The 23,040-nt window shown below is 31.4% G+C and carries 25 protein-coding genes; 15 read left to right on the top strand and 10 right to left on the bottom strand.

Annotated elements, in window-relative coordinates; all coding sequences use genetic code 11:
• Positions 1 to 2 precede the first annotated feature (2 nt).
• A complete protein-coding gene (locus ACLII3_RS07165; RefSeq protein WP_412987628.1) occupies positions 3 to 425 on the bottom strand; it encodes a hypothetical protein in 423 nt (140 codons plus the stop codon).
• A 55-nt stretch (positions 426 to 480) separates the two neighbouring features.
• A complete protein-coding gene (locus ACLII3_RS07160; RefSeq protein WP_412987626.1) occupies positions 481 to 1,278 on the bottom strand; it encodes a DnaJ domain-containing protein in 798 nt (265 codons plus the stop codon).
• Positions 1,279 to 1,398: 120 nt separating this feature from the next.
• Here ACLII3_RS07160 and ACLII3_RS07155 point away from each other — a divergent pair, with 120 nt between their 5' ends.
• The 4 genes from ACLII3_RS07155 to ACLII3_RS07140 all read left to right on the top strand — a co-directional run bounded on the left by ACLII3_RS07155 (position 1,399) and on the right by ACLII3_RS07140 (position 3,725).
• Positions 1,399 to 1,809 carry a BrxA/BrxB family bacilliredoxin gene (locus tag ACLII3_RS07155; protein ID WP_412987624.1) on the top strand — a complete coding sequence of 137 codons (411 nt, stop codon included), beginning with the start codon at positions 1,399 to 1,401 and terminating at the stop codon, positions 1,807 to 1,809.
• A gap of 84 nt (positions 1,810 to 1,893) precedes the next feature.
• On the top strand, positions 1,894 to 2,631 hold the full coding sequence (locus tag ACLII3_RS07150) for a lysophospholipid acyltransferase family protein (protein ID WP_412987622.1): 738 nt from the start codon (positions 1,894 to 1,896) through the stop codon (positions 2,629 to 2,631).
• Positions 2,624 to 3,280, top strand: a complete 657-nt coding sequence (locus ACLII3_RS07145; protein ID WP_412987621.1) for an HD domain-containing protein — start codon at positions 2,624 to 2,626, stop codon at positions 3,278 to 3,280. Before ACLII3_RS07150 ends, ACLII3_RS07145 begins: the two co-directional genes overlap by 8 nt.
• Positions 3,267 to 3,725: a GNAT family N-acetyltransferase gene (locus ACLII3_RS07140; protein WP_412987619.1), complete on the top strand. Its 459-nt coding sequence runs from the start codon at positions 3,267 to 3,269 to the stop codon at positions 3,723 to 3,725. The genes ACLII3_RS07145 and ACLII3_RS07140 overlap by 14 nt, the downstream gene beginning before the upstream one ends.
• A 5-nt stretch (positions 3,726 to 3,730) precedes the next feature.
• On the opposite strand, the gene ACLII3_RS07135 is transcribed toward ACLII3_RS07140, so the two are convergent.
• Positions 3,731 to 4,600, bottom strand: a complete 870-nt coding sequence (locus tag ACLII3_RS07135) for an AraC family transcriptional regulator (RefSeq protein WP_412987617.1) — start codon at positions 4,598 to 4,600, stop codon at positions 3,731 to 3,733.
• Between the two features lie 200 nt (positions 4,601 to 4,800).
• Between ACLII3_RS07135 and ACLII3_RS07130 the strand changes: the two genes are divergently transcribed.
• The gene (locus tag ACLII3_RS07130; RefSeq protein ID WP_412987616.1) at positions 4,801 to 5,397 is read left to right on the top strand and encodes a hypothetical protein; all 597 of its coding nucleotides are present in this window, start codon (positions 4,801 to 4,803) and stop codon (positions 5,395 to 5,397) included.
• 56 nt (positions 5,398 to 5,453) lie between these two features.
• On the opposite strand, the gene ACLII3_RS07125 is transcribed toward ACLII3_RS07130, so the two are convergent.
• The 7 genes from ACLII3_RS07125 to ACLII3_RS07095 all read right to left on the bottom strand — a co-directional run bounded on the left by ACLII3_RS07125 (position 5,454) and on the right by ACLII3_RS07095 (position 14,635).
• Positions 5,454 to 6,527, bottom strand: a complete 1,074-nt coding sequence (locus ACLII3_RS07125) for a PA0069 family radical SAM protein (protein ID WP_412987615.1) — start codon at positions 6,525 to 6,527, stop codon at positions 5,454 to 5,456.
• A 138-nt stretch (positions 6,528 to 6,665) separates the two neighbouring features.
• Positions 6,666 to 7,448: an enoyl-CoA hydratase/isomerase family protein gene (locus tag ACLII3_RS07120; RefSeq protein ID WP_412987613.1), complete on the bottom strand. Its 783-nt coding sequence runs from the start codon at positions 7,446 to 7,448 to the stop codon at positions 6,666 to 6,668.
• A gap of 3 nt (positions 7,449 to 7,451) precedes the next feature.
• The gene (locus tag ACLII3_RS07115) at positions 7,452 to 8,903 is read right to left on the bottom strand and encodes an ATP-binding protein (protein ID WP_412987611.1); all 1,452 of its coding nucleotides are present in this window, start codon (positions 8,901 to 8,903) and stop codon (positions 7,452 to 7,454) included.
• Positions 8,904 to 8,946: 43 nt separating this feature from the next.
• Positions 8,947 to 9,495 (bottom strand): CopD family protein, encoded by a 549-nt coding sequence (locus tag ACLII3_RS07110; protein WP_412987609.1) that lies wholly within the window; start codon positions 9,493 to 9,495, stop codon positions 8,947 to 8,949.
• Positions 9,495 to 12,560: a VPS10 domain-containing protein gene (locus ACLII3_RS07105; RefSeq protein WP_412987902.1), complete on the bottom strand. Its 3,066-nt coding sequence runs from the start codon at positions 12,558 to 12,560 to the stop codon at positions 9,495 to 9,497. Before ACLII3_RS07105 ends, ACLII3_RS07110 begins: the two co-directional genes overlap by 1 nt.
• Positions 12,561 to 12,669: 109 nt before the next feature.
• Positions 12,670 to 13,683 carry a ferrochelatase gene (gene hemH / locus ACLII3_RS07100; RefSeq protein WP_412987607.1) on the bottom strand — a complete coding sequence of 338 codons (1,014 nt, stop codon included), beginning with the start codon at positions 13,681 to 13,683 and terminating at the stop codon, positions 12,670 to 12,672.
• A 31-nt stretch (positions 13,684 to 13,714) separates the two neighbouring features.
• Positions 13,715 to 14,635 (bottom strand): helix-turn-helix transcriptional regulator, encoded by a 921-nt coding sequence (locus ACLII3_RS07095; RefSeq protein ID WP_412987605.1) that lies wholly within the window; start codon positions 14,633 to 14,635, stop codon positions 13,715 to 13,717.
• Between the two features lie 170 nt (positions 14,636 to 14,805).
• On the opposite strand from ACLII3_RS07095, the gene hemA reads away from it, so the two are divergent.
• Genes hemA through ACLII3_RS07045 form a run of 10 tightly spaced genes read left to right on the top strand, consistent with a single transcriptional unit; the run spans position 14,806 to position 23,040 of the window.
• Complete coding sequence (gene hemA, locus ACLII3_RS07090; RefSeq protein ID WP_412987603.1) at positions 14,806 to 16,065, top strand: glutamyl-tRNA reductase; 1,260 nt, start codon at positions 14,806 to 14,808, stop codon at positions 16,063 to 16,065.
• Positions 16,058 to 17,641 (top strand): hydroxymethylbilane synthase, encoded by a 1,584-nt coding sequence (hemC, locus tag ACLII3_RS07085; RefSeq protein WP_412987601.1) that lies wholly within the window; start codon positions 16,058 to 16,060, stop codon positions 17,639 to 17,641. Before hemA ends, hemC begins: the two co-directional genes overlap by 8 nt.
• Before the next feature lie 12 nt (positions 17,642 to 17,653).
• The gene (hemE, locus tag ACLII3_RS07080) at positions 17,654 to 18,679 is read left to right on the top strand and encodes a uroporphyrinogen decarboxylase (protein ID WP_412987599.1); all 1,026 of its coding nucleotides are present in this window, start codon (positions 17,654 to 17,656) and stop codon (positions 18,677 to 18,679) included.
• Positions 18,672 to 19,418 carry an EI24 domain-containing protein gene (locus ACLII3_RS07075; RefSeq protein WP_412987597.1) on the top strand — a complete coding sequence of 249 codons (747 nt, stop codon included), beginning with the start codon at positions 18,672 to 18,674 and terminating at the stop codon, positions 19,416 to 19,418. Before hemE ends, ACLII3_RS07075 begins: the two co-directional genes overlap by 8 nt.
• A 2-nt stretch (positions 19,419 to 19,420) precedes the next feature.
• Positions 19,421 to 19,954: a GNAT family N-acetyltransferase gene (locus ACLII3_RS07070; RefSeq protein ID WP_412987596.1), complete on the top strand. Its 534-nt coding sequence runs from the start codon at positions 19,421 to 19,423 to the stop codon at positions 19,952 to 19,954.
• A 7-nt stretch (positions 19,955 to 19,961) separates the two neighbouring features.
• Positions 19,962 to 20,309 carry a 5-carboxymethyl-2-hydroxymuconate Delta-isomerase gene (locus ACLII3_RS07065; RefSeq protein WP_412987594.1) on the top strand — a complete coding sequence of 116 codons (348 nt, stop codon included), beginning with the start codon at positions 19,962 to 19,964 and terminating at the stop codon, positions 20,307 to 20,309.
• Positions 20,310 to 20,315: 6 nt separating this feature from the next.
• A complete protein-coding gene (gene hemF, locus ACLII3_RS07060; protein ID WP_412987593.1) occupies positions 20,316 to 21,218 on the top strand; it encodes an oxygen-dependent coproporphyrinogen oxidase in 903 nt (300 codons plus the stop codon).
• Complete coding sequence (locus ACLII3_RS07055; RefSeq protein WP_412987591.1) at positions 21,218 to 21,649, top strand: PaaI family thioesterase; 432 nt, start codon at positions 21,218 to 21,220, stop codon at positions 21,647 to 21,649. Before hemF ends, ACLII3_RS07055 begins: the two co-directional genes overlap by 1 nt.
• An 8-nt stretch (positions 21,650 to 21,657) precedes the next feature.
• A complete protein-coding gene (gene hemB / locus ACLII3_RS07050; RefSeq protein WP_412987590.1) occupies positions 21,658 to 22,647 on the top strand; it encodes a porphobilinogen synthase in 990 nt (329 codons plus the stop codon).
• Between the two features lie 3 nt (positions 22,648 to 22,650).
• Positions 22,651 to 23,040 (top strand): c-type cytochrome, encoded by a 390-nt coding sequence (locus ACLII3_RS07045; RefSeq protein WP_412987589.1) that lies wholly within the window; start codon positions 22,651 to 22,653, stop codon positions 23,038 to 23,040.

Below are 23,040 nucleotides of genomic sequence, written 5' to 3'. Positions count from 1 at the left end.
ATTTAGTTTTTAATCATAGTCCTACCAACAATCCAAAAAATATCAGACTCGTAAAATCTAATAGATGTTTTCTTTACGCTATCACTTTTATCTCTTGGAGATTTAGTATCAAATCTTGCCTTAGAATTATTAAAATTTAAAACATAAGCGTCATCAACATCCTCTTCACTTGAAGAAAACAGGATAAGTTTACCCTTTAAAATCCATGTTCCTTTCCCATATTTATTGCGTTCTTTTGGCATTCCTTTTTCTCTATAATCATAAAAGTGAAATAGAAACGTACCATCAGCATTTAAAGTTAAAGTAGTCTTTTCAAAATGACTATCTTCTCCTAAATCAAATTTGTAAACTCCAACATGTTCTATGGATTGTGCATAAAAAGAAAAGCTAAGCAATAAGGTTAATATAAGTAATAAATTCTTCATATTAAGTTGGTTTTAACTTGAACTCTCAACTATAATTTCATTATTGTTTTTCAATTTAAAACCCACGTTCTTTTTGAATATGCTCATAGGCACTTTGTACTTGTCGAAACTTTTCTTCGGCACCTTTTTGATGCTCTTTTCCTAAGTGTATCACACGATCTGGATGGTATTTTTTAGCCATTTTTCGGTAGGCTTTTTTAATTTCATCAACTGTAGCATTCTTCTCAACCTCTAAAATCTTATAGGCATTATCAGTACTGTTATAAAACATGGCTTTAATGCTTTCAAAATCTCTTGAACTAATACCCAAATAACCAGACATAGTATAGATTTCTTTCATCTCTACCTCAGCAACATGTCCATCGGCTTTAGCAATTCCAAACAAGAAATGTAATAACTGTAAACGCGATGCATGATCCATCATTTGCTTGATTTGCATACATACTTGACGTTTAGAAATATTATCTTGCTTATTTATGTTTTTAAATAATTTAAATGCATGATTAGCTCTAGTTTTACCATACATGCCTACAAACTGCTGCCTAACAAAATCTAACTCACTTTTCTCTTGTTTACCATCTGCTTTAATAACTATTGAGGCAAGAATTAATAAACTAACTTCAAAATCGCCAGATTGTGTTTGTTGACGTTGTTGACGATCATAATTTGGCATTTTTCTATACTTAGGCCCTCCTTGTGCTCGCCTTCTTGACTGTCTTTCTCCAATAAAAGGACCTCCATTTTTTTCACCAACAGCATCAACAATACTTCCAAGCGCTAAGCCTATTATAGCACCTATTGGCCCTCCAAACGACCAACCCAAAGAGGCTCCAATCCATTTTGATATACTCATGTAAACTATAGATTTTAATTATAATCAAATATAATATTTGTTAGTTGATTGTAACTGAAATATGTTACACAAATACGTATCTTTGTACTCAAATAATTATTATAATAAAAATTTCAAAATATGTATCCAGCAGAATTAGTAAAACCAATGCGTGAACATTTAACACAAGTAGGTTTTGAAGAATTACACACAGCAGATGCAGTTGATAGCACTATTGCTAAAGGTGGAACTACATTAGTAGTAGTAAACTCTGTTTGTGGTTGTGCAGCAGCTAATGCACGTCCAGGAGCAATCATGAGTTTACAAAATGATAAAAAACCGTCAAACTTAACAACTGTTTTTGCAGGAGTTGATAGAGAAGCTACAGATAAAGCTCGTGAATATATGATTCCTTTCCCTCCAAGCTCTCCTTGTATGGCTTTATTTAAAGACGGAGAATTAGTACACATGTTAGAGCGTCATCATATTGAAGGTCGCCCAGCCGAATTAATAGCTGAAAACCTTATTGATGCTTACAATGAGCATTGTTAATTTATAATTAACTCTAATAAAATATGAACCACGCTTTTTGCGTGGTTTTTTTATGTTTACTTTTGAACTTTCAAACTCAAAATTATGCAAAAGGTACTCGCTTACCCTTTATCAATATTATATTTTTTATGCTTTGGATTAGTACTCGTTATTTTTCATGGTGTACAATGGTTTTGCTTTAATATTTTTGGCTACAAAGCTCATAAAGCAAGTGTTATTTGGTTACAATTTTGGATTATGCGTTGCCTAAATATTTTGGGCACTAGATTCTCTATAAATAATCTTCATCAATTAGACACAAATAAGCCTTTAATAATTGTTGCCAACCACCAAAGTACTTATGATATTCCTCCAATTATTTGGTATTTTAGAAAGCATCATCCAAAATTTATTAGCAAAAAAGAGTTAGGGAAAGGTATTCCTAGTGTATCGTACAATCTACGCCATGGAGGTTCTGTACTTATAGATAGACGCAACCCAAGACAGTCTATTACTGCAATTAAAGAATTTGGAAAACGTATAGAAGATAATAAATGGTCTGCTGTAATATTTCCAGAAGGTACACGTAGTAGAACAGGCGAACCAAAACCGTTTAAAACTAAAGGGCTAAAAACCTTATTCGAGAACATTCCTAGTGCAATGGTAGTACCAATTACTATTAATAATTCATGGAAAACTATGCGATATGGCAAGTTCCCAATGGGAATAGGCGCACATATAAAATATACAGTTCACCAACCGTTAGCTGTTAGTGAATATGAACATGATAAACTAATAAAAACTGTTGAATCACAAATAACTAAAGCAATTAAAAATGACTAATAACACGATTATAGAAAACACAAAGGCATTTGTTTACCAAAGCTTAAAAGATGCTGAAGGTGGTCATGATTGGTTTCATATTCAAAGAGTTTATAATAACTCTAAACTTATATCTAAAACCGAACAAGTTGATGGTTTTGTTGTTGCTCTAGGTGCTTTACTTCATGATATCGCAGATAGCAAATTTCATGATGGTGATGAAACTGTTGGACCTAGAATAGCCAGGGAATTTTTATTTAAACAAAATGTAGATAGCATCATCATTGAGCATGTTATAAATATTATTGAGAATATTTCATACAATAAATCTTTAGAAAAAGGAGCAAAATTTAAATCTCCAGAACTTGATGTTATTCAAGATGCTGATAGGTTAGATGCCATTGGAGCTATTGGTATTGCTAGATGTTTTAATTATGGTGGCTTTAAAAATAGAAAGTTATTTGACCCTTCTATTAAGCCAAATATGAACATGACTAAGGAAGAGTATAAAAAATCGGAAGCACCAACAATTAATCATTTTTACGAAAAATTATTACTTTTAAAAGACAAAATGAACACTAAAACTGGTAAACGTATTGCTGAACAACGTCATAAGTATATGGAAATATTTTTAGATCAGTTTTATGCCGAATGGGATGGTAAGCGATAACATTACATATCAAGTTGTGTTAGGTAATAATGATGAGTTATTACTTAAAAAGCTAATAAACATCTATTCGTTAATATTTGAAGATGCAGACGCTTCTTTTTTTATAGACAGATTTAAATCTCATCCTAAAATAGTAGTTCTTTTAGCATTAAATAAAACTGAAATTGTAGGTTTTAAGATTGGTTATCCATATAACGAAAATACCTTTTACAGTTGGGTTGGTGGTATATTACCTAACTTTAGACAAAAAAGAATTGCAAGCGCACTTGCTGAGCATCAAGAACAAGTTGCCAAATCACAAGGTTTTAATAAACTAAGAACAAAATCGATGAATCGTTTTAAACCTATGATGATTCTTAACTTAAAAAATGGTTTTGATATTGTTCAAGTTTACACCAATGATAGTGGTCAAACAAAAGTGGTTTTTGAAAAAACTTTATTATAAAAACGCTACTGAATTATTTTCTTTACTTCTCCTCTATATTTTGAGGCACTTTTACCAGTGAACTCTTTAAATAGCTTATTAAAATGTGAGAAATTATTAAAGCCACATTCATAACAAACATCAGTAATACTCATTTGATTTTCGGTTAGTAGCTTAGTTGCATGTACTACTCTATATTCATTTACTAACTTAGTAAAAGTCTTGCCTGTGACTCTTTTAAAATATCTACAAAAAGCAGGAACAGTCATACTTGCTTTATCTGCTATTTCATCTAAGTAAATTTGGTTCTTAAAATTGTCATTTATGTATTTAAAAATAAGGTCAATTTTTTCACTATCCTGTGGTTTAGTTTCAAAAGCATATCCATCGCTGTTTAATATTTCATAATCTTCAGCAAGTGCCAAATCTTGAAGTACTTCTAAAAGCTTCACAACTCTATTAAATCCATTTAAGTGTTTTATTTCTTCAATTTTAGGACCAATTATTTTCTTGGATTCAGCTTTAAATCGTATTCCCTTTTTTGCTCGAATTAACAGTTGTTTAATTTTAGCCATTTCAGGTAATTCGATAAGAAAATCACCAAAAATCTCAGGTTTAAACTGTATTAATGTTTCTTTTCCACATTTAGTTAATCTATCTGTAAATCCATTATGAGGCAAATTAGCTCCAATCAATAATAACTGACTGTTATTAAAATAAGACAAATGATTACCTATATGTGTTTTTCCGTTTCCTTTATTAATATAAATAAGTTCAACTTCAGGATGAAAATGCCAAAAAGCTATAGAGGTAGTTTCTTCTTGATCATGTTGTCTTACTAATATTGATTTTCCAAACTCTGGACTAATTTTTTCTAATACTGGTTTCTTTTGCATTACCAAAATAGTTTAATCAAAAATAATCATTATTAATTCTTTAATCTATAGACAATTACCATTAATGTGTACTATTTTAACCCAAGCTTACTTGTTAAGCTTTTTACATGTTAAAATAACACATAAACATGACAAAACTGTTGTTTTTCAATTAACCAAGCTCCTATACATTTGCCCTATAATTAAAACATATTAATGTTATGAAAACTGTAATTAAAAAAGTATTAGTAATAGTAGTATTGTTTACTACATTATTAAGTAACGCAAGCAAATCTTCATCTTTAACTGTTTTAGATGATGATAGAACTACAACATTAGAATTAAATAATGTAAAGCAAGGTGATTTGTTACGTGTCATAGATTCCAAAGGGTCATTATTATATAAAGAACGTATAAGCGCTACAGGAAACTATTACAAAGGATTTGATTTATCTCATTTACCAAATGGCAACTACCATTTTGAACTTGTAAAAGATTTTGAGATTAAAATTATACCATTTGAAGTGTTATTAAATAAAGTTTTGATTAATAAAAAAGCTGAAACTTCTATTTTCAAGCCATCAATTAGAGTTAATGACTATACCATTTTAATAAACAAACTATCACTTAATAATAATCCAGTTACTATTAAAGTGTTTTTTGAAAATCTAAATGATTACGAGCTAATTTATAGTGATATTGTAACTAATTCAACTTCAATATCTAAATCAATAAAGCTTGATAAAAAAATAAAAGGTGAGTATAAAATCATTATAGAATCTGACAATAAAATCTACACAAAAAACATACGTATTTAAAAATCAACCAAATAAAATTATAAAAAAGGAGAGCATATTGTTTCTCCTTTTTTTGCTTAAAATAGTTTTAATTGTCCATTTTTATACTGTTCATGTAAGCTCACATCTAGCTTAGGCATTGCTTTATTTTTAAAGTACTTTAATCGTGCTAATTTTATTAAATCATGAATTTGCTTTGCTATTTGCCCTTCACCTCTCATACGTTTTCCAAAACGACTTTCGCTTAAAGTACCTCCATGACATGATGCTATTTGATTTAATACTTTATCTGCTCTATCTGGCATTGTTTTTTTAATCCAATCGGTAAAAATTTCTCCAATAGCACCGTTTAACCTAACTACAGTATGCGCAATAGACAATGCACCACTTTCGGATGCTATTTTTGCCATTGGTAATATTTCGTGACTATTTATTGAAGGAATTATTGGTGCCAACATTACATTAACAGGAATTCCATTTTCACTTAATGTCTTAACGGTTTCAAATCGCTTTTTTATAGTTGTAGTTCTAGGTTCTAAAATACGTCTTGTTTCTTCAGACAATGATGTAATAGACATATTTACACCTACTAAATTATGTTTTGCTAGTTGTGTAAGTATATCTAAATCTCTAGTAATTAATGCGTTTTTTGTAATAATACCAACTGGATGTTTATACTTTAAAAATACTTCTAAACACTGCCTAGTAATTTCATACTTTTTTTCGGCTGGTTGGTAACAATCTGTATTACCTGATAACACAATTGTTGTTGCTTGCCATTGCTTCTTTTTTAACAAAGTCTCCAATAACTTTGGCGCATCTTTTTTTATTAGAATACGCCTTTCAAAATCTAATCCAGCACTATAACCCCAAAATTCATGACTATTACGTGCATAGCAGTAAATACAACCATGTTCGCAACCTTGATAAGGGTTCATAGAGTATTGCATACCAACATCTGGACTCTTTACCTTGTTAACTATTGTTTTAGGAAATACTTCTTGATAATGGGTTTTATTTTTATCTGGAATTTCACCTTCCTTTCTACAAAACTCTAAAAAATCTTGACGTGTTTCATGTTGTAACTCGAAGAAACGATTAGGTACATTACGTTGGGCACCACGACCCTTTATAACAGATTTGGTGTTCATAATACATAAAAATAAAAGTGTGAAACTTAGGTAAGCAACACTTAAAATTATCTATTATTTAAACTCGAAACTGTTAAAGAAAAAAAAGGTTATCAACAATACGTGATAACCTTTTGTAATATTCTTAAAATAATCTTTTTATCTCCCAGGAAAATCTGCTTTACGCTTTTCTAAGAATGCAGTTGTTCCTTCAGCAAAATCTTCGGTCCCAAAACAGTTACCAAACTCTTTAATTTCAACATCAAAACCATTTACACCATCAGTAAAATTAGCATTAACTGCTTTGATTGCTGCACCTATTGCAACAGATGAGTTTCTCATAATTTTACTGGCTACACTATAACAAAAGCTTAATAATTCTTCTTGTGTTTTAACATGATTTATTAACCCATAGCTTAAAGCTTGATTAGCATCAATCATACCAGCAGTCATTACCATTTCCATAGCACGACCTTTACCAACAAGTTGAGCTAAACGTTGTGTACCACCATATCCTGGAATGACTCCTAATGATACTTCTGGCAATCCCATTTTAGCATTAGTACTTGCAACTCTAAAATGACAAGCCATTGCTAACTCTAATCCTCCACCTAAAGCAAAACCGTTTACAGCTGCAATAACTGGTGTTGAAAGACTCTCAACAAAATCGAACAATAAACGTTGTCCATCTGCTGCTAAAGCTTCTCCTTGCTCAACATTAAAATTTGCAAATTCACTAATATCTGCTCCAGCTACAAAGGCTTTTTCACCACTTCCTGTTAATACAATTACTTTAGCGCTTGCATCTTCATTAGCAGCTTTTAAAGCTTCATGTAATTCTTTTATAGTTTCTTGATTTAAAGCATTAAGCTTTGATGGTCTGTTAATTGTAATTGTTGTAATTCCAGACTCAGTATTAGATAGTAAATTATTATAACTCATTGTTTATTGTTTTGGGAAAGTAACTTTAAAAATTGTGCCTTTACCTTCTTGCGACGTAAAGGTAATACTTCCTTTATAAGTTTCAATAATATTTTTAATCATTGGCAATCCTAATCCCATTCCGCTAGACTTAGTTGTAAATTTAGGTTCAAAAATCATTGGTTTATTTTCTTCTGTAATACCACTACCATTATCGGTAATTTTAATAACCACATCATCATTTTCAACCTTTAAGTCTACAAAAATCATTGGTTCTCTACCTTCTGGAATGGCTTGTATAGCATTTTTAACCAAATTGGTCACCACACGTATAAGCTGTGTTCTATCAAAATTAGCAATGATTATTTCTTCTTCAGAATTAAACGTAATGTATTTTTCAGTAAATATATCTAGTGCCAAATCTATCACCTCAACCACATTTAGCTTCTCATTTTTTTGCGCAGGCATTTTAGCGAAATTAGAAAATGCTGATGCTATAGAGCTCATAGTATCTATTTGCTGAATAAGTGTCTTTGAATATTCATCAACCTTTTGGTGAATATTTGGGTCTTCGGGATCAAACTTTCTTTGAAAACTCTGTACACTTAATCGCATTGGTGTTAATGGGTTTTTAATTTCGTGTGCGACTTGTTTCGCCATTTCACGCCATGCCTGTTCACGCTCACTAGTAGCTAACTTCACAGCACTTTCTTCTAACTCGTCAATCATACTATTGTACGATTCGACTAGAACAGAAACCTCCTCACTAGCACCAACTAATTCAATTTTTTTATTGCGTTTTTCTAAACGCGTTTCATTCATTTTATCGCTAATTGTTTTTAGCGACCTAGTAATGATTTTTGATACAAAATAAGCGAAGGCAATTGCAACCAACAGCATCACAAAATAGGCGTAACCTAACCTTATCAAAAACTCTTTTAATTCGGCATCATTAAAAGAATCATCATCAAAATATGGTAAGTTAATAATACCTAAAGGTTTTGCATCAATATCATTAAATATGAGATATGACGACCTATAGTCACCTCCTAATTTTTCGTTTTGGGCTACATATCGTTTCTCTACACTTTGATGTAATTCATTTAAAATTTCGGCAGGAATACACGTTTCTAAGCTATCGGATTCAAAACTAGGTCTAGAACTCTTAATAAGCGTCCCTTCTAAGTCATATATATTAAAGTTGAGATTATGAATATTTGCTATTTCGTAAATCTTATCTTTAAAAATATAGTTTAAATTTTCGGTTTTCTTTTCCCAAGTGGTTTCTTTAAGTACATAGTTAATACTTGAAACTAATTGAGATTCTTTTCTTTCCAATCTTAGCTTATGATAATCTTGTGATTGGTCATGGTATTGATATATAGTAACTCCAGCAATAAGTATAGAAGCAACCACAACTAACAATATCATGTAGAAGAATATCCTTGATCTTAATGAAAGTTTATTTTTTGCCATCAACTATTTTTATTCAGTATAGTTACCAATAATCACGCCATATCTATGCTTCTGGATTCTTTTCTCGAATCTTTTTATAAAGTTTTATTCCTAACATTAAAAAAATACCTAAACCAATAATACCTACAACTCCAAAAATCCAGTTAACAGTATCTTTTAATATTACTAAAAATACGACTGCAAATAAAATTATAGTAGCACCTTCATTCCATATTCTCATAAAGTTAGATGAATATTTCACGTTATCTACTTGCAGTTGATTGTAGATTTGATGCGTTTTAAAATGGTATAAAAACAATAATACCACAAAAACCAATTTAACATGCATCCATCCTTGTTCTAACCAACCAGGAATAATAAACAATAGCCAAATAGCAAAAATAGTTGCTAATACAGCTGAAGGCCACGTTATAATATACCATAAACGTTTAGCCATAAGTTTTAGTTGTTTCCCTAATATTTCCTTTTCAGGAGATGGTTTATGAAATGCTTCTATTTGATAAACAAATAATCTAGGAATGTAAAATAAACCAGCAAACCAAGTAACTACAAAAATGAGATGCAGTGACTTTATATAATTATAATACTCCATTAATTTTCAATAAATAGGTAATTAAGTTGTTTTGCGTTAAACGCTTCGTTAAATGCTTTAATTTCATTATCAATTAAATCGTTAAATTCTTTTAATTGCGCATTGATTTTAGCCGACAATTCGTCTTTAACTTTTACATCCTGATCGGTTGGTGCAAAATCACCCATTCTTACCAAAGAGTTTAAGTGGCCCAACTTATTAGTTAGTCTAATTGGGAAATTTAATGGGTCTTGTCCACTTCTATTTTTTGTTTGATAAAGCGCTTCTTCAATTTCGGTGAACTTTTCTTTTAGCTCTTTAGCCTTATCTAATAAATCCTTTACACTTTCATTTCCTTTATATTGCTTTTCGAAAGCAGATAACTGTGTATTTATCTTTCTAATTTTTTTAATGGATTTATGAGCTTCATCCATAGTTTTATTTACTTCCTTTATAAAAGTAAATTGCTTTTTCATATCATCTAATGAGCTCTCTGCTCTAGGGTCTGCCAAAATTGTAAATGGCTGTGATATGGTTTCATCGTTAACTGTTAAACTTACTTTATAATTTCCAGGAATAGTTCTTGGACCATTTAAACTTGCCCACCATAAAATCATACCTTTTAACCTTTCTGCACCATCATAAGTCATATTCCAAACAAAGGTGTTAGCACCTTTTTCAACCTTTAACTTATTCTTTTTGCTACTAGTACTAAACGTTTTTATTGTATCTCCTTTAGCATCAAAATACGTTAAAGCTACCTCGTCCTTTTCACTATAATTTTTCAAATTAAAATTAGTAATTACACCATTTGGATGATTAGTTCCTGTTAGCTTACTCCCTTTTCTACTTCCTCCTCTCATTCTATAAGTATCTTTTGGCTTAAATAGAATGTTATTGGCATCTTGATTTAAGTTATATAATTGATGAATTACACTTAAATCATCTATAATCCATAAACTACGTCCTTGTGTTGCAACAATTAAATTGTTGTCTTTTATAGTAGCATCAGTAATAGGAACAATTGGTAAGTTTAATTGAAAGGGCTTCCAATTTTTACCATCATTAAACGAAATATACATTCCTGTTTCGGTTCCTGCATAAAGCAACCCTTTTTGTTTTGGATCTTCACGTAAAACTCTTGTAAAATGTTCTGGATTTATACCATTAGTAATCTTTGTCCAAGACTTTCCATAATCTGTTGTTTTATATAAATATGGCGTAAAATCACCTGTTTTATATTTTGTTCCTGCCACATAACAAGTTCCTGCATCAAAAGCACTTGGTTCTATGCTATTAATCATCATCCATTCTGGCATACCTTTAGGAGTTACATTCTCCCAATTTTTACCACCATCTTTTGTTAAATGAATTAAACCATCATCACTACCTACCCAAAGTAGTCCTTCTGTGATAGGTGATTCTTGTGCAGCAAAAATGGTACAATAGTATTCTACTGAAGTATTGTCTTGCGTAATTGGTCCTCCTGATGATTTTAATTTTTCAGGATCGTTTCTTGTTAAATCAGGACTAATAATATCCCAAGATTGACCTTCATTTTCGGTTACATGAACATGTTGTGAGAATGTATATAGCCTATTAGGATTGTGCTTAGAGAATATAATAGGAAAATTCCATTGGAAACGATATTTCATACCTTCTGCTCCATGACCCATAGGATTATCTGGCCATACATTAATAGCTCTTACAGTTCCTGTTTCATGGTTCACACGAGTTAAAAACCCATCGTAACTACCACCATAAACAATATCATTATTTTTTGGATCTACTGCAATATGAGCAGATTCTCCTCCTGCTGTAGATTCCCAATCACCTTCACTAATACTATAACCATCAGTTCTATGAGGAATTCTTATAGTTGAATTATCTTGCTGTGCTACATAAATTCTATATGGAAAATGATTATCTGTAGTAACGCGATAGAATTGAGATGTAGGTTGATTATGATATGTACTCCATGTTTCACCTCCATCATAAGTTACTTGCGCTCCACCATCATCACCAATAACCATTCTATCAGGATTTTCTGGTGCTATCCATAAATCGTGATGGTCTCCATGAGGTGCATTATGAGTACTAAAAGTTTTTCCACCATCTACACTTTTATGATATCTTACGTTTAAAACATATACTTTATCAACATCTTTAGTATCAGCATATACTCTTGTGTAATACCACGCTCTCTGACGTATTTTGCGCTCGCTATTTACATAAGTCCAATTTTCACCACCATCATCACTTCTATATAAACCTCCTTTATCTTTATTTTCTACAATAGCCCAAACTCTTTGATTATTTACAGGAGAAACTGTTACTCCAATAATTCCAAGTGTATCAGTTGGAAATCCATTATTAGTAGATATTTCCGTCCAAGTTTCACCACTATCTGTACTTTTCCATAAAATAGAACCTTCTCCTCCAGAGCTTAAACTGTAAGGTGTACGCTGTACTCTCCAAGTTGAAGCGTATAATATTCTTGGATTAGTTGGATCGATAATTAAATCAACAACACCTGCGTGTTCATTAGCAAATAATGTTTTACGCCATGTTTTTCCACCATCAATACTTTTATAAACACCTCTTTCTTGAGTTGGTTTATAAATATTTCCCATAACTCCAGCATAAACAATATCAGAATTGGTTGGATGAATTGCAATACGTGGTACATGACGTGAGTTTTTTAAACCTACTGAAGACCATGTTTTTCCTGCATCAACAGATTTCCATATTCCATAACCAGAAGATACATTTCCTCTAACTGTTTTTTCTCCTCCACCTACATAAATTACATTAGGATCACTTTTTGATACAGATATTGAACCTATACTACCTCCAAAATATCCATCAGAAATATTTTCCCATTCACGTCCTCCATTAGTAGTTTTCCATATTCCTCCTCCAGTTGCTCCAAAATAAAATAGATTAGGTTGGTTAGGAACTCCTGTTACCGCTGCACTTCGACCTCCTCTAAAAGGTCCTAACAATCTATATTCTAATCCCGAGTATAAATCTTCATTAATATTTTGAGCATCTAAGGTTGTAATGTTTGCTATAGACAATAGCATTGCCATTACTAATAATGATAATCGCATGAATTTTTGGTTTAGTTATGTAGTTAAAAGTAAGGATTTAATAAAACCTAAACAACTGTGTTAGTTTAAACTAAAAGCTTTACTAGTTACTCCAGTTTTTAATCCATTTTGCTAGCAAATCTACCCAAGGTTGATCATCGTTTAAACATGGTATCGTTGTGAATTCTTTTCCTCCAACTTCATGAAAAATCTCCTGACCTTCCATAGCAATTTCTTCAAGGGTTTCTAAACAATCACTAACAAATGCAGGTGTTACAATAGCCATATTTTTGACACCTTCTTTACCTAAATTTTCAATAGTTCTATCTGTATATGGTTGTAACCATGGATCGAATCCTAATCTAGATTGAAAAGATGTTGAATAAGTCCCCTCTTTTAACTGAAGTGTTTTTGCTACCAATCGTGTCACCTCTAAACATTGGTGTCTATAACAAAATTCATGGGCTTTTGAGGGTGTTGCACAACAAGACCCATCAATCTTACAATGTGATTTAGTAATGTCTCGTTTTCTAATATGTCTTTCTGGAACACCATGATATGAAAACAATAAATGGTCGTATGTTTTTCCTTCTAAACCAGATTTGATAGAATCACTAAGTACATTTATATAATCTTCATCATTATAAAATGCTGGTAAATCTTTAATATCAATATCTGGGAAGTGTTCTTTTCTTATTTCTTCGGCAAGCACTAAAATAGTTTCAGTTGTTGCCATTGCAAATTGAGGGTATAATGGTATTAAAAATATTTGCTTGACACCTTTATCTACTAATTCTTGGATGCCTTTTTTTATTGTCATGCTACCATAACGCATTGCTAGCGCAACAGGAATATCAACCTGTGATTGAACTTTCTCTTTTAATCTTTCAGAAATAACAATTAATGGAGAGCCTTCTTCCCACCATATTTTTTGATAAGCCTCTGCCGAAGCCTTGGGTCTTGTATTTAATATAATTCCTTTAACAATTAGTGATCTTGCCCATAATGGAACATCAATCACACGTTCATCCATTAAAAACTCGCCTAAATACTTTTTTACATCTTTTGGATCTGGACTATCTGGTGACCCTAAGTTTACTAATAAAACCCCTTTCATTAATTTATTCTTGTGCTAATAAATTGATTTCTCAATTTTTTGATTGTATATATTTTTTTGGTGTTGTACCATATTTTTTCTTGAATGCAGCAATAAAATGGCTTGCTGTACTATATCCTACCTTAAAACCTACTTCATTAACATTATGATCTCCAGTTTCAAGAAGCTTTCTTGCAACTTCCATTTTGTAATCAAATAAAAAACTAAAAACAGAATCACCATATATTTGTTTAAACCCTTCTTTTAGCTTTTTTAAACTCAAGCCAATTTCATCTGCTAATTGCTGCAATGTAGGTGGCTCAGCCATTCTAGAGATGATAATATCTTTTGCTTTTCTAATTTTTATAACATTAGTTTCATCAACTAAAAATGGACATTGCTCTACATCTGCATCTTGACTTCTATTAAAGTACAAACTTAACAATTCATACCCTTTAGCTTTAAAATAAAGTTCTTTTATTGATGGATTTAAATTGTAACTCACTAATTGGTTCAACACAACTGCCATCGATGGTGTTATTTTTCCATCTTTATAATATTTCTTGTCTTGATTCCCCTCACTTAAAAAAGTAATGTATTCTGCTTCATGCGAAAATAAGCCATGAAACTCTTTAATAGATATTAAAATTGAGACTAACCATGAGTTTTGATCTACTTCTAAATGAATTGGTAAATCTCTTTTTGGGTTGTATAATAATAATGAACTTTCTTCATTAATATTTAAAACATACCTACCATTATTGAATTGAAACTTAGACAATCCTTTTATCCCAAAATGGAATTGAATAAAACTACTATCTACATCTTTTTCAATGATTTGTATTTCATTTGAATCGTTTTGATGTGTTAAAATAACAAACCCTTCATCAATTAAAGTTTCATCAAAAGAACCTTTAGCGACATTTTTATCCTCGCCATGTTTGTGTAAATTATCTTTCTTATTTAGATTCATTCTAGATTAAAAGCTTGAAAACCCTTATTTTTAGCGCTAAAATATGACATAAATCATAAAATATTAAAAAAAGACTTAAAAAAACCACAAACGACAATTAAAGTTCTTTTAGCGTTATTTTTTTAATGACCTTGCTCTATATTTTTGTTTAGCAAATCCAAGTCAGGTTAATGGAGCAATACAATATATCAAGAGGTACTTATTTCTATGTAATAGGATTAAGTTATAAAAAAGCCGATGCAAAAGTGCGTGGGCATTTTAGCTTAGATGAAGCTTCTAAGTTAAATTTAATTCAACAAGCCAAGTCTTATGGTGTAGAAAGTTTAGTCGTTACATCTACATGTAACAGGACTGAAATTTATGGTTTTGCTCACCACCCATTTGAACTTATTAAACTACTTTGTGACAATACTAAAGGTACAGTTGAAGAGTTTCAACAAGTAGCTTACGTTTACAAAAATAGAGAAGCAATATCTCATGTATTTAGAGTTGGCTCTGGTTTAGACAGTCAAATTCTTGGTGATTTTGAAATTATTAGTCAAATAAAGAACAGTGCCAGAGTTTCTAAAAAACACGGTTTACTTAACCCATTTATCGAACGCTTATTAAACTGTGTAATTCAAGCAAGTAAGCGTATAAAAAATGAAACTGAATTATCTTCTGGCGCAACCTCAGTTTCTTTTGCTTCAGTACAATACATTATGAAAAATGTTGAAGATATCTCTAACAAAAACATTTTACTTTTTGGTACTGGAAAAATTGGAAGAAATACTTGTGAAAATTTAATTAAGCATACAAAAAACGAACACATAACTTTAATTAACCGCACAAAAGATAAAGCAGAAAAAGTTGCTGGTAAGTTTAATGTGTTAGTTAAAGACTATGCGCAATTACAAGAAGAAATAAATAATACAGATATTTTAATAGTTGCAACTGGTGCACAAAACCCTACAGTAGATAAACTATTAATTCAAAATGATAAGCCACTTTTAATTCTAGATCTTTCAATTCCTAAAAATGTAGATGACAATGTAACTGATTTAGGAAATGTAACGTTAGTACATTTAGATTACTTATCGCAAATGACTGATGAAACGCTTGAAAAACGTAAAGCTTTTATTCCTTTGGCTGAAACTATTATTGAAGAAGTAAAAATTGAATTCAATCAGTGGTTAGAAACAAGAAAGTTTGCACCTACTATTAAAGCACTAAAACTTAAGCTGCAAAATTTCGCGTCTTCAGAACTAGACACACAACGTAAAAAAATGTCTGATTTTAACGAAGCGCAAGCAGAAGTAATAAGTAAAAATATTATCCAAAAAATTACAAATCACTTCGCTCATCATTTAAAAGATGACGATATTCCAACAGACGAGAGTCTTGATCTTATTAAAAAAGTGTTTCAATTAGAAACTTCACAAAATGTCTAAAACAATTAGAATTGGTACGCGCGATAGTGAATTAGCACTATGGCAAGCTAAGACTGTACAAAAACAACTAGAAGATTTAGGTCATAAAACTGTTTTAGTTCCTGTAAAAGCAACTGGAGATTTAGTTTTAAACAAACCGCTTTACGAATTAGGAATAACTGGAATTTTCACCAGAACTCTTGATATAGCAATGCTTAATCATGATATAGACATAGCTGTACACTCTTTAAAAGATGTACCTACTGTATTACCAAAAGGTATTGTACAAGCAGCTGTATTAAAACGAGGCAACAATAAAGACACTTTAGTATTTAAAAACAACGAAGAGTTTTTATCTCAAAGAAATGCAGTTATTGCTACTGGAAGTTTAAGACGTCGTGCACAATGGTTAAATAGATTTCCAACACATACTTTGGTTGATTTAAGAGGAAACGTAAATACACGTTTACAAAAACTTGAAGACAACGATTGGAATGGAGCTATTTTTGCTGCTGCTGGAATTGGTAGAATTGGACTAACTCCTAAGAATAGTATTAATCTAGATTGGATGATTCCTGCGCCTGCTCAAGGTGCAATTATGATTACAGCCTTAGGAGAAGATAGTGATACCCTAGAAATTTGCGCACAATTAAACCATGAAGAAACAGAAATATGTACTTCTATTGAACGTAAATTTTTAAATGTTTTAGAAGGTGGTTGTACCGCTCCTATTGGTGCTTATGCATACATAAAGGACAATGAAGTTAATTTTAAAGGAGTCCTTTTAAGTAAAGATGGTACTAAAAAAATTGAAGTATCAAGACAAGAAAAACTTGGAAGACATAAATTTATAGCAAAAGATTGTGCTGAGTTTATCATTAATAAAGGTGGTAAACGCTTAATGGATGAGTTGAAACAGGAAGAAAAAACAGTAAATGTTTATTCAACCAAAAAACTGACACCAAGTCAAAACGAATTATTTCACGAAGACATTAAAGTAGAAAGTACAGATTTTATAAAAATTGCAACTAACCGCATTAAACCACAAATACTAAAAACAGCTATTGAAAATGTAGTTATCACTAGTAAAAATGGCGTTGAAGCATTAGTAACTAATTTTCCAGCCGAAGAATTACAATTTAAAAACATTTATTGTGTGGGTAGACGCACAAAACGCTTAATTGAAAGTAAAATTGGTAAAGTAAAACACGCTGAGAAAAACGCTAAAAGTTTAGCTGAATATTTAGTAGATAACATAGAAGGTAACGAAGTAACTTACTTCTGTAGCGATTTAAGGTTAGACGATTTACCAAACATATTAACTCAAAACAATATAACTGTTAATGAAGTAGAGGCTTATAGCACAAAATACGATGCTATAAAAATTGACGAAAACGCAGAAGGTGCAATGTTTTATAGCCCTTCAACGGTACAGAGTTATATATTGCAAAACAAAGCAGACAAAATAGCTTTTTGTATTGGAGAATCTACTGCTAAAGAAGCTAGAAAACACTTTAAAGATGTAAGAGTAGCAAAAGTACCTACAGTAGAAAGTGTTATAGAACTAGTTAATTTAAATTACATTCAAAAAGCATAACGCATAAACACTATGATTAAGAACGATTTATTTTTAAGAGCACTAAAAGGAGAAACTGTACAACGTCCTCCAGTGTGGATGATGCGTCAAGCTGGACGTTATTTACCAGAATTTATAGCCATAAGAGAAAAATACGACTTCTTTACAAGATGTCGTACTCCAGAACTTGCTAGTGAAATCACAGTTCAACCTATTAGAAGATACGGAATGGATGCCGCTATTTTATTTAGCGATATTCTAGTAATTCCGCAAGCAATGAATGTAGAAGTGCAAATGAAACCAAATTTTGGACCTTACCTTCCAAATCCAATTCGCACTCAAAAAGATGTAGACAATGTAATTGTTCCTGATGTTACCGTTGAACTTGATTATGTATATCAAGCTATAAAAGCAACAAAAGAATTATTAAACGATGAAATCCCTTTAATAGGTTTCGCTGGATCCCCTTGGACAATACTATGTTATATGGTACAAGGTCAAGGCAGTAAAAACTTTGACAAAGCAAAAGAGCTTTGTTTTACAAACCCTATTGCTGCTCATCAATTACTACAAAAAATCACAGATACTACTATTGCTTATCTTAAAGAAAAAGTAAAAGCAGGTGTAAATGCTGTACAAGTTTTTGATTCTTGGGGAGGTATGCTTTCTCCAACCGATTATCAGGAGTTCTCATGGCAATACATTAACCAAATTATTGAAGCATTAAAAGATGATGCACCTGTAATCGCATTTGGTAAAGGCTGTTGGTTTGCTTTAGGTGAAATGGCAAAAAGTAATGCATCTGCATTAGGAGTAGATTGGACATGTTCTCCTGAAAACGCACGTTATTTAACAGGTGGAAACATTACATTACAAGGTAATTTTGACCCTTCTAGGTTGTTATCTCCTCCTGCCGAAATCAAGAAAATGGTTCACCAAATGATTGATGCTTTTGGTAAGGATAAATACATTGTAAACTTAGGTCATGGTATTTTACCTAATATTCCTTTAGACAACGCCAAAGCATTTATAGATGCTGTAAAAGAATATAATGCTTAAAGCTGTTTTTAAGAGCATACAAGCCTATTTTGGAGCTTTTGCTCTAATATCCAAGCTTAAGCTCTGGAAGTTTTTTGCAATACCAATTATTATTAGCATAGTTACTGCTATAATAATTGGAGTTTCTGCGTATGGTTTTTCCGATAATTTAGGAACCTTCATCTCTAAAGTTTGGATTTGGGAATGGGGAAAAAACACTTTTTCAGCCATAGTAGAAGTTTTTAGTGGTTTACTTATTCTTGCTTTAGGATTAATTTTATTTAAGCATATAATAATGGCTTTATCAGCACCTTTTATGAGTGCTGTTTCCGAAAAAATAGAATTACATCTCTTAGGTGAAAAACACACCCATAGAAACACTTCTTTTCAACAACAATTATGGAGAGGTATTCGTATAAATGTTAGAAATTTAGGCATGGAGTTAATGCTAACCATTTTAATTTTTATGGTTGGATTAATCCCAGTAATTGGATGGTTTACATCTTTACTAATATTTGTGGTTCAAGCTTATTATGCTGGGTTTGGTAATATGGATTACACCTTAGAACGTCATTTAAAGTATAACGAAAGTTTGTCTTTTGTTAGAAAAAACCGAGGCACAGCCATTGGCAATGGTCTTGGTTTTCTTGCAATTTTATTAATTCCTATAATTGGTGTAATTTTAGTGTTACCTTTATCTGTAACTGCTGCCTCAACTAAAACCATTGAATTGCTCGATTCTAATAAAGATATTGTATAAGTTTGGTAGCAACTTTTGACACATATAACATACATCCTATTCAAGAAAAAGACGCTTGGAAACTTTGCGATTTTGCTGTAGCAAACGAAGATCGCTTAAAACGTTATTTCCCAAAGACCTTAGCTCAAAATTTAACTCCAGATTTAGCCTCTTATTTCACTAAAAAGAAAACAACTCAATTTCGATTAAACGAAGAATTTCTATTTACCATAAAAGAACAAAATTCAAACGCTTTAGTTGGACTCGTTTATATTAAAGAACTAGACTGGAAAAAAAAGCAAGGTGAATTTGCTTACGCTATTGGCTATCCTTTCGAAGGAAAAGGCATTACAAGTAAAAGTATAAAAGCACTTTCTAAACATGCTTTTGAAAACTTAGGACTTAATACGCTTCAAATAATCGTTCATAAAAACAACTTATCAAGTGTTCAAGTTGCCAAAAAAAACCATTTTATTTGGCAAGAAACATTAAAAAATAAATATACACCACCAGGAGAAAGTCCTCTTGACATGGAGTTATACGAATTATATAAATAATCATATTATGCCACATTTTGTAATAGATTGTTCAAGTACCATATTTGAAATTCAGCAACCTAAAGATATTCTAGAAAGCGTTCATAAAGCTGCTACAAAAACAGGTCTTTTTGAAGAATCAGATATAAAAGTAAGATTAAACCCTTTCAACGAAAACTATCTTGTAGGAGGAAAACAAGAAGATTTTATTCATGTATTTGCAAATATTATGGAAGGTAGAACTACCGAACAAAAAGCAAATTTGTCAAAGGAAATTGTAACCGTTTTAAATAAAATGTTTTCCAACATTCCATTTGTTGCAATTAATATTAGAGACTTTGAAAAATCAACTTACTGCAATAAATCAATGATTTAAAAAACTATGAAAGATAAATTTTATCAATACATACAAGATTTACAAGATACCATTACATCTTCTTTAGAGGCAATTGATGGAAAAGCCAAATTTCAACAAGACCTATGGAAACGTCCCGAAGGAGGTGGCGGTCGTACTCGTGTTATCGAAAATGGGAATGTCTTTGAAAAAGGTGGTGTAAATATTTCAGCAGTTCATGGTAAACTTCCAAAATCAATGCAAGCTTACTTTAAAGTTGGAGATGTTGATTTTTTTGCTTGTGGTTTAAGTTTAGTATTACACCCAAAAAGCCCAATGGTACCTACTGTTCATGCAAATTGGCGTTATTTTGAAATGTATGATGCAGATGAAACTATTGTAGACAGTTGGTTTGGTGGCGGACAAGATTTAACGCCTTACTATTTATTTGAAGAAGATGCTGTTCATTTTCATCAAACTTGTAAAATTGCTTGCGATAAGCACGACACAGCATTTTATCCAAACTATAAAGCACGTTGTGATGAATATTTTCATAACACACATCGCAATGAAGCCAGAGGTGTAGGTGGTTTATTTTTTGATTACTGTAAAGCTTCAGAAAATATGTCCATGGAAAATTGGTATAATTTTGTTACCGAAGTTGGTAATAGTTTCCTTGAAGCTTACGTACCAATTGTCGAAAAAAGAAAAGATTTACCATACACACAAGCACAAAGAAACTGGCAAGAAATACGTCGAGGACGTTATGTTGAATTCAATTTAGTACACGATAAAGGTACTTTATTTGGTTTAAAAACAAACGGAAGAATTGAAAGTATATTAATGAGCTTGCCTCCTCATGTACAATGGGTTTATGACCATCATCCTGAAGAAGGCAGTGACGAAGAGAAACTTTTGGCAGTACTAAAACAACCTAAAAACTGGGTATAATGTCTCACTTCAAAAAATTAGAAAACATGTATCTTGGTGCAAATTTCAATAAAGAAATTTACCAAAGTACAGAAATTAGAGTTGAAGAAGAATTTGCTGAGATTAAACTAACTATTGAGCCTAAATATTTTCATGCTTTAGGAGCAATTCATGGCTCAGTTTATTTTAAATTATTAGATGATGCGGCATTTTTTGCTGTAAATTCTATTGTTAAAGATGTATTTGTTTTAACAACAAATTTTAATATAAACCTTATAAGACCAGCCAATAAAGGTGTGATCACTGCAGTTGGCAGAGTAAAATTTAAATCTAAAAACCTATTTATCGCCGAAAGTATATTACAAAATGAAGAAGGAAAAGAAATTGCTTTCGGAATTGGTCATTTTGCTAAAAGTAAAGTAGCTTTAACAGAAGAAATAGGATATAAATAACAGTTATTATGTTTCCATTAAAAAGAAATAGACGATTAAGACAAAACCAAGCTATACGAAGCTTAGTTAGAGAAACTATAATTTCTCCAAACGATTTTTTAGTACCATTATTTGTGGTTGAAGGTAAAGGTGTAAAAGAAGAAATTGCATCTATGCCTAATTATTACAGATATAGTCTAGACTTACTAGAAAATGAAGTTAAAGAACTTTGGAAGCTTGGATTAAAATCGGTATTGCTATTTGTAAAAGTCCCTGATAATTTAAAAGATAACAAAGGTACTGAAGCTTTAAACCCTAATGGATTAATGCAACGTGCTATAAAAACCGTAAAAAATGCATGTCCACATATGTTGGTTATGACTGATGTTGCTTTAGATCCATATTCGGCTTATGGACATGATGGAATTATTGAAAATGGCAAAATTATTAATGATGAAACTGCTGAAGTATTAGCAGACATGAGTATTTCACATGCGCAAGCTGGAGCTGACTTTGTAGCACCAAGTGATATGATGGATGGGCGTATTTTAACTATACGTGAAGCTTTAGAGGACGAAGGTTTTATCGATACTGGAATAATGAGCTATTCTGCTAAATATGCTTCTGCTTTTTATGGTCCTTTTAGAGATGCTCTAGACTCTGCTCCTGTAGATATGGTAGATGTTCCAAAAGACAAAAAGACTTACCAAATGGACTATGCTAACCGTTTTGAAGCACTTCGCGAAACCGAAATGGATATTGACGAAGGTGCAGATATTGTTATGGTAAAACCTGGAATGGCTTACCTTGATATTGTACGTGAAGTAAAAAATGAATTTGATGTTCCTGTGGCTGTATATCAAGTAAGTGGTGAATATGCTATGATTAAAGCTGCTGCTGAAAAAGGATGGTTAAATCACGACCAAATTATGCTAGAATCTACCATGGCATTTAAACGTGCTGGTGCAGATATTATAGCAAGTTATTTTGCTAAAGACATTGTAAAATTGATTTCTTAAGACTTGAAAAAAATTGTTTTCATCTTTGCATTAGTAATTCTTTTAGCTCTGTATTTAATTATTAGAATCAATACAGTTTCAGTTTGCGGCACAAAAGATTTTCCTTTAACAGAAAATGAAATAGTAAAAGACTCTTTAAGCATTAAAGAAGAATTAGGTCAACAATTATTTTATACAAATTGTTTAGCTTGTCATCCATTAACAGGTAATATTGACCCTCCTCTTCTTCAAAACAAAATAAAAAATTATCATCTAGAGACTTTTTTAAAATTTGTAAGAAATGAAGAGCGATTAAGAGAGAACACTTTTAATGCGGAGTGCATACCATTTCCAAATTTAAATGACGATGAAATTAGAAATATCTTCAAGTATCTTATTAAGGTTATTAACTAA

Origin of the sequence: Pontimicrobium sp. IMCC45349 (assembly GCF_047219225.1) — a bacterium.
Classification (GTDB): Bacteria; Bacteroidota; Bacteroidia; order Flavobacteriales; family Flavobacteriaceae; genus IMCC45349.
Note: the sequence above shows the minus strand (reverse complement) of the source record. Positions and strands in the feature narration are given on the sequence as shown.

What these genes read in the sequence shown, in the direction of transcription:
- ACLII3_RS07165 (WP_412987628.1), bottom strand. Translation starts at nt 425, where the DNA reads ATGAAGAATTTATTACTTATATTAACCTTATTGCTTAGCTTTTCTTTT.
- ACLII3_RS07160 (WP_412987626.1), bottom strand. Translation starts at nt 1,278, where the DNA reads ATGAGTATATCAAAATGGATTGGAGCCTCTTTGGGTTGGTCGTTTGGA.
- ACLII3_RS07155 (WP_412987624.1), top strand. Translation starts at nt 1,399, where the DNA reads ATGTATCCAGCAGAATTAGTAAAACCAATGCGTGAACATTTAACACAA.
- ACLII3_RS07150 (WP_412987622.1), top strand. Translation starts at nt 1,894, where the DNA reads ATGCAAAAGGTACTCGCTTACCCTTTATCAATATTATATTTTTTATGC.
- ACLII3_RS07145 (WP_412987621.1), top strand. Translation starts at nt 2,624, where the DNA reads ATGACTAATAACACGATTATAGAAAACACAAAGGCATTTGTTTACCAA.
- ACLII3_RS07140 (WP_412987619.1), top strand. Translation starts at nt 3,267, where the DNA reads ATGGTAAGCGATAACATTACATATCAAGTTGTGTTAGGTAATAATGAT.
- ACLII3_RS07135 (WP_412987617.1), bottom strand. Translation starts at nt 4,600, where the DNA reads ATGCAAAAGAAACCAGTATTAGAAAAAATTAGTCCAGAGTTTGGAAAA.
- ACLII3_RS07130 (WP_412987616.1), top strand. Translation starts at nt 4,801, where the DNA reads ATGAAAACTGTAATTAAAAAAGTATTAGTAATAGTAGTATTGTTTACT.
- ACLII3_RS07125 (WP_412987615.1), bottom strand. Translation starts at nt 6,527, where the DNA reads ATGAACACCAAATCTGTTATAAAGGGTCGTGGTGCCCAACGTAATGTA.
- ACLII3_RS07120 (WP_412987613.1), bottom strand. Translation starts at nt 7,448, where the DNA reads ATGAGTTATAATAATTTACTATCTAATACTGAGTCTGGAATTACAACA.
- ACLII3_RS07115 (WP_412987611.1), bottom strand. Translation starts at nt 8,903, where the DNA reads ATGGCAAAAAATAAACTTTCATTAAGATCAAGGATATTCTTCTACATG.
- ACLII3_RS07110 (WP_412987609.1), bottom strand. Translation starts at nt 9,495, where the DNA reads ATGGAGTATTATAATTATATAAAGTCACTGCATCTCATTTTTGTAGTT.
- ACLII3_RS07105 (WP_412987902.1), bottom strand. Translation starts at nt 12,560, where the DNA reads ATGCTATTGTCTATAGCAAACATTACAACCTTAGATGCTCAAAATATT.
- hemH (WP_412987607.1), bottom strand. Translation starts at nt 13,683, where the DNA reads ATGAAAGGGGTTTTATTAGTAAACTTAGGGTCACCAGATAGTCCAGAT.
- ACLII3_RS07095 (WP_412987605.1), bottom strand. Translation starts at nt 14,635, where the DNA reads ATGAATCTAAATAAGAAAGATAATTTACACAAACATGGCGAGGATAAA.
- hemA (WP_412987603.1), top strand. Translation starts at nt 14,806, where the DNA reads ATGGAGCAATACAATATATCAAGAGGTACTTATTTCTATGTAATAGGA.
- hemC (WP_412987601.1), top strand. Translation starts at nt 16,058, where the DNA reads ATGTCTAAAACAATTAGAATTGGTACGCGCGATAGTGAATTAGCACTA.
- hemE (WP_412987599.1), top strand. Translation starts at nt 17,654, where the DNA reads ATGATTAAGAACGATTTATTTTTAAGAGCACTAAAAGGAGAAACTGTA.
- ACLII3_RS07075 (WP_412987597.1), top strand. Translation starts at nt 18,672, where the DNA reads ATGCTTAAAGCTGTTTTTAAGAGCATACAAGCCTATTTTGGAGCTTTT.
- ACLII3_RS07065 (WP_412987594.1), top strand. Translation starts at nt 19,962, where the DNA reads ATGCCACATTTTGTAATAGATTGTTCAAGTACCATATTTGAAATTCAG.
- hemF (WP_412987593.1), top strand. Translation starts at nt 20,316, where the DNA reads ATGAAAGATAAATTTTATCAATACATACAAGATTTACAAGATACCATT.
- ACLII3_RS07055 (WP_412987591.1), top strand. Translation starts at nt 21,218, where the DNA reads ATGTCTCACTTCAAAAAATTAGAAAACATGTATCTTGGTGCAAATTTC.
- hemB (WP_412987590.1), top strand. Translation starts at nt 21,658, where the DNA reads ATGTTTCCATTAAAAAGAAATAGACGATTAAGACAAAACCAAGCTATA.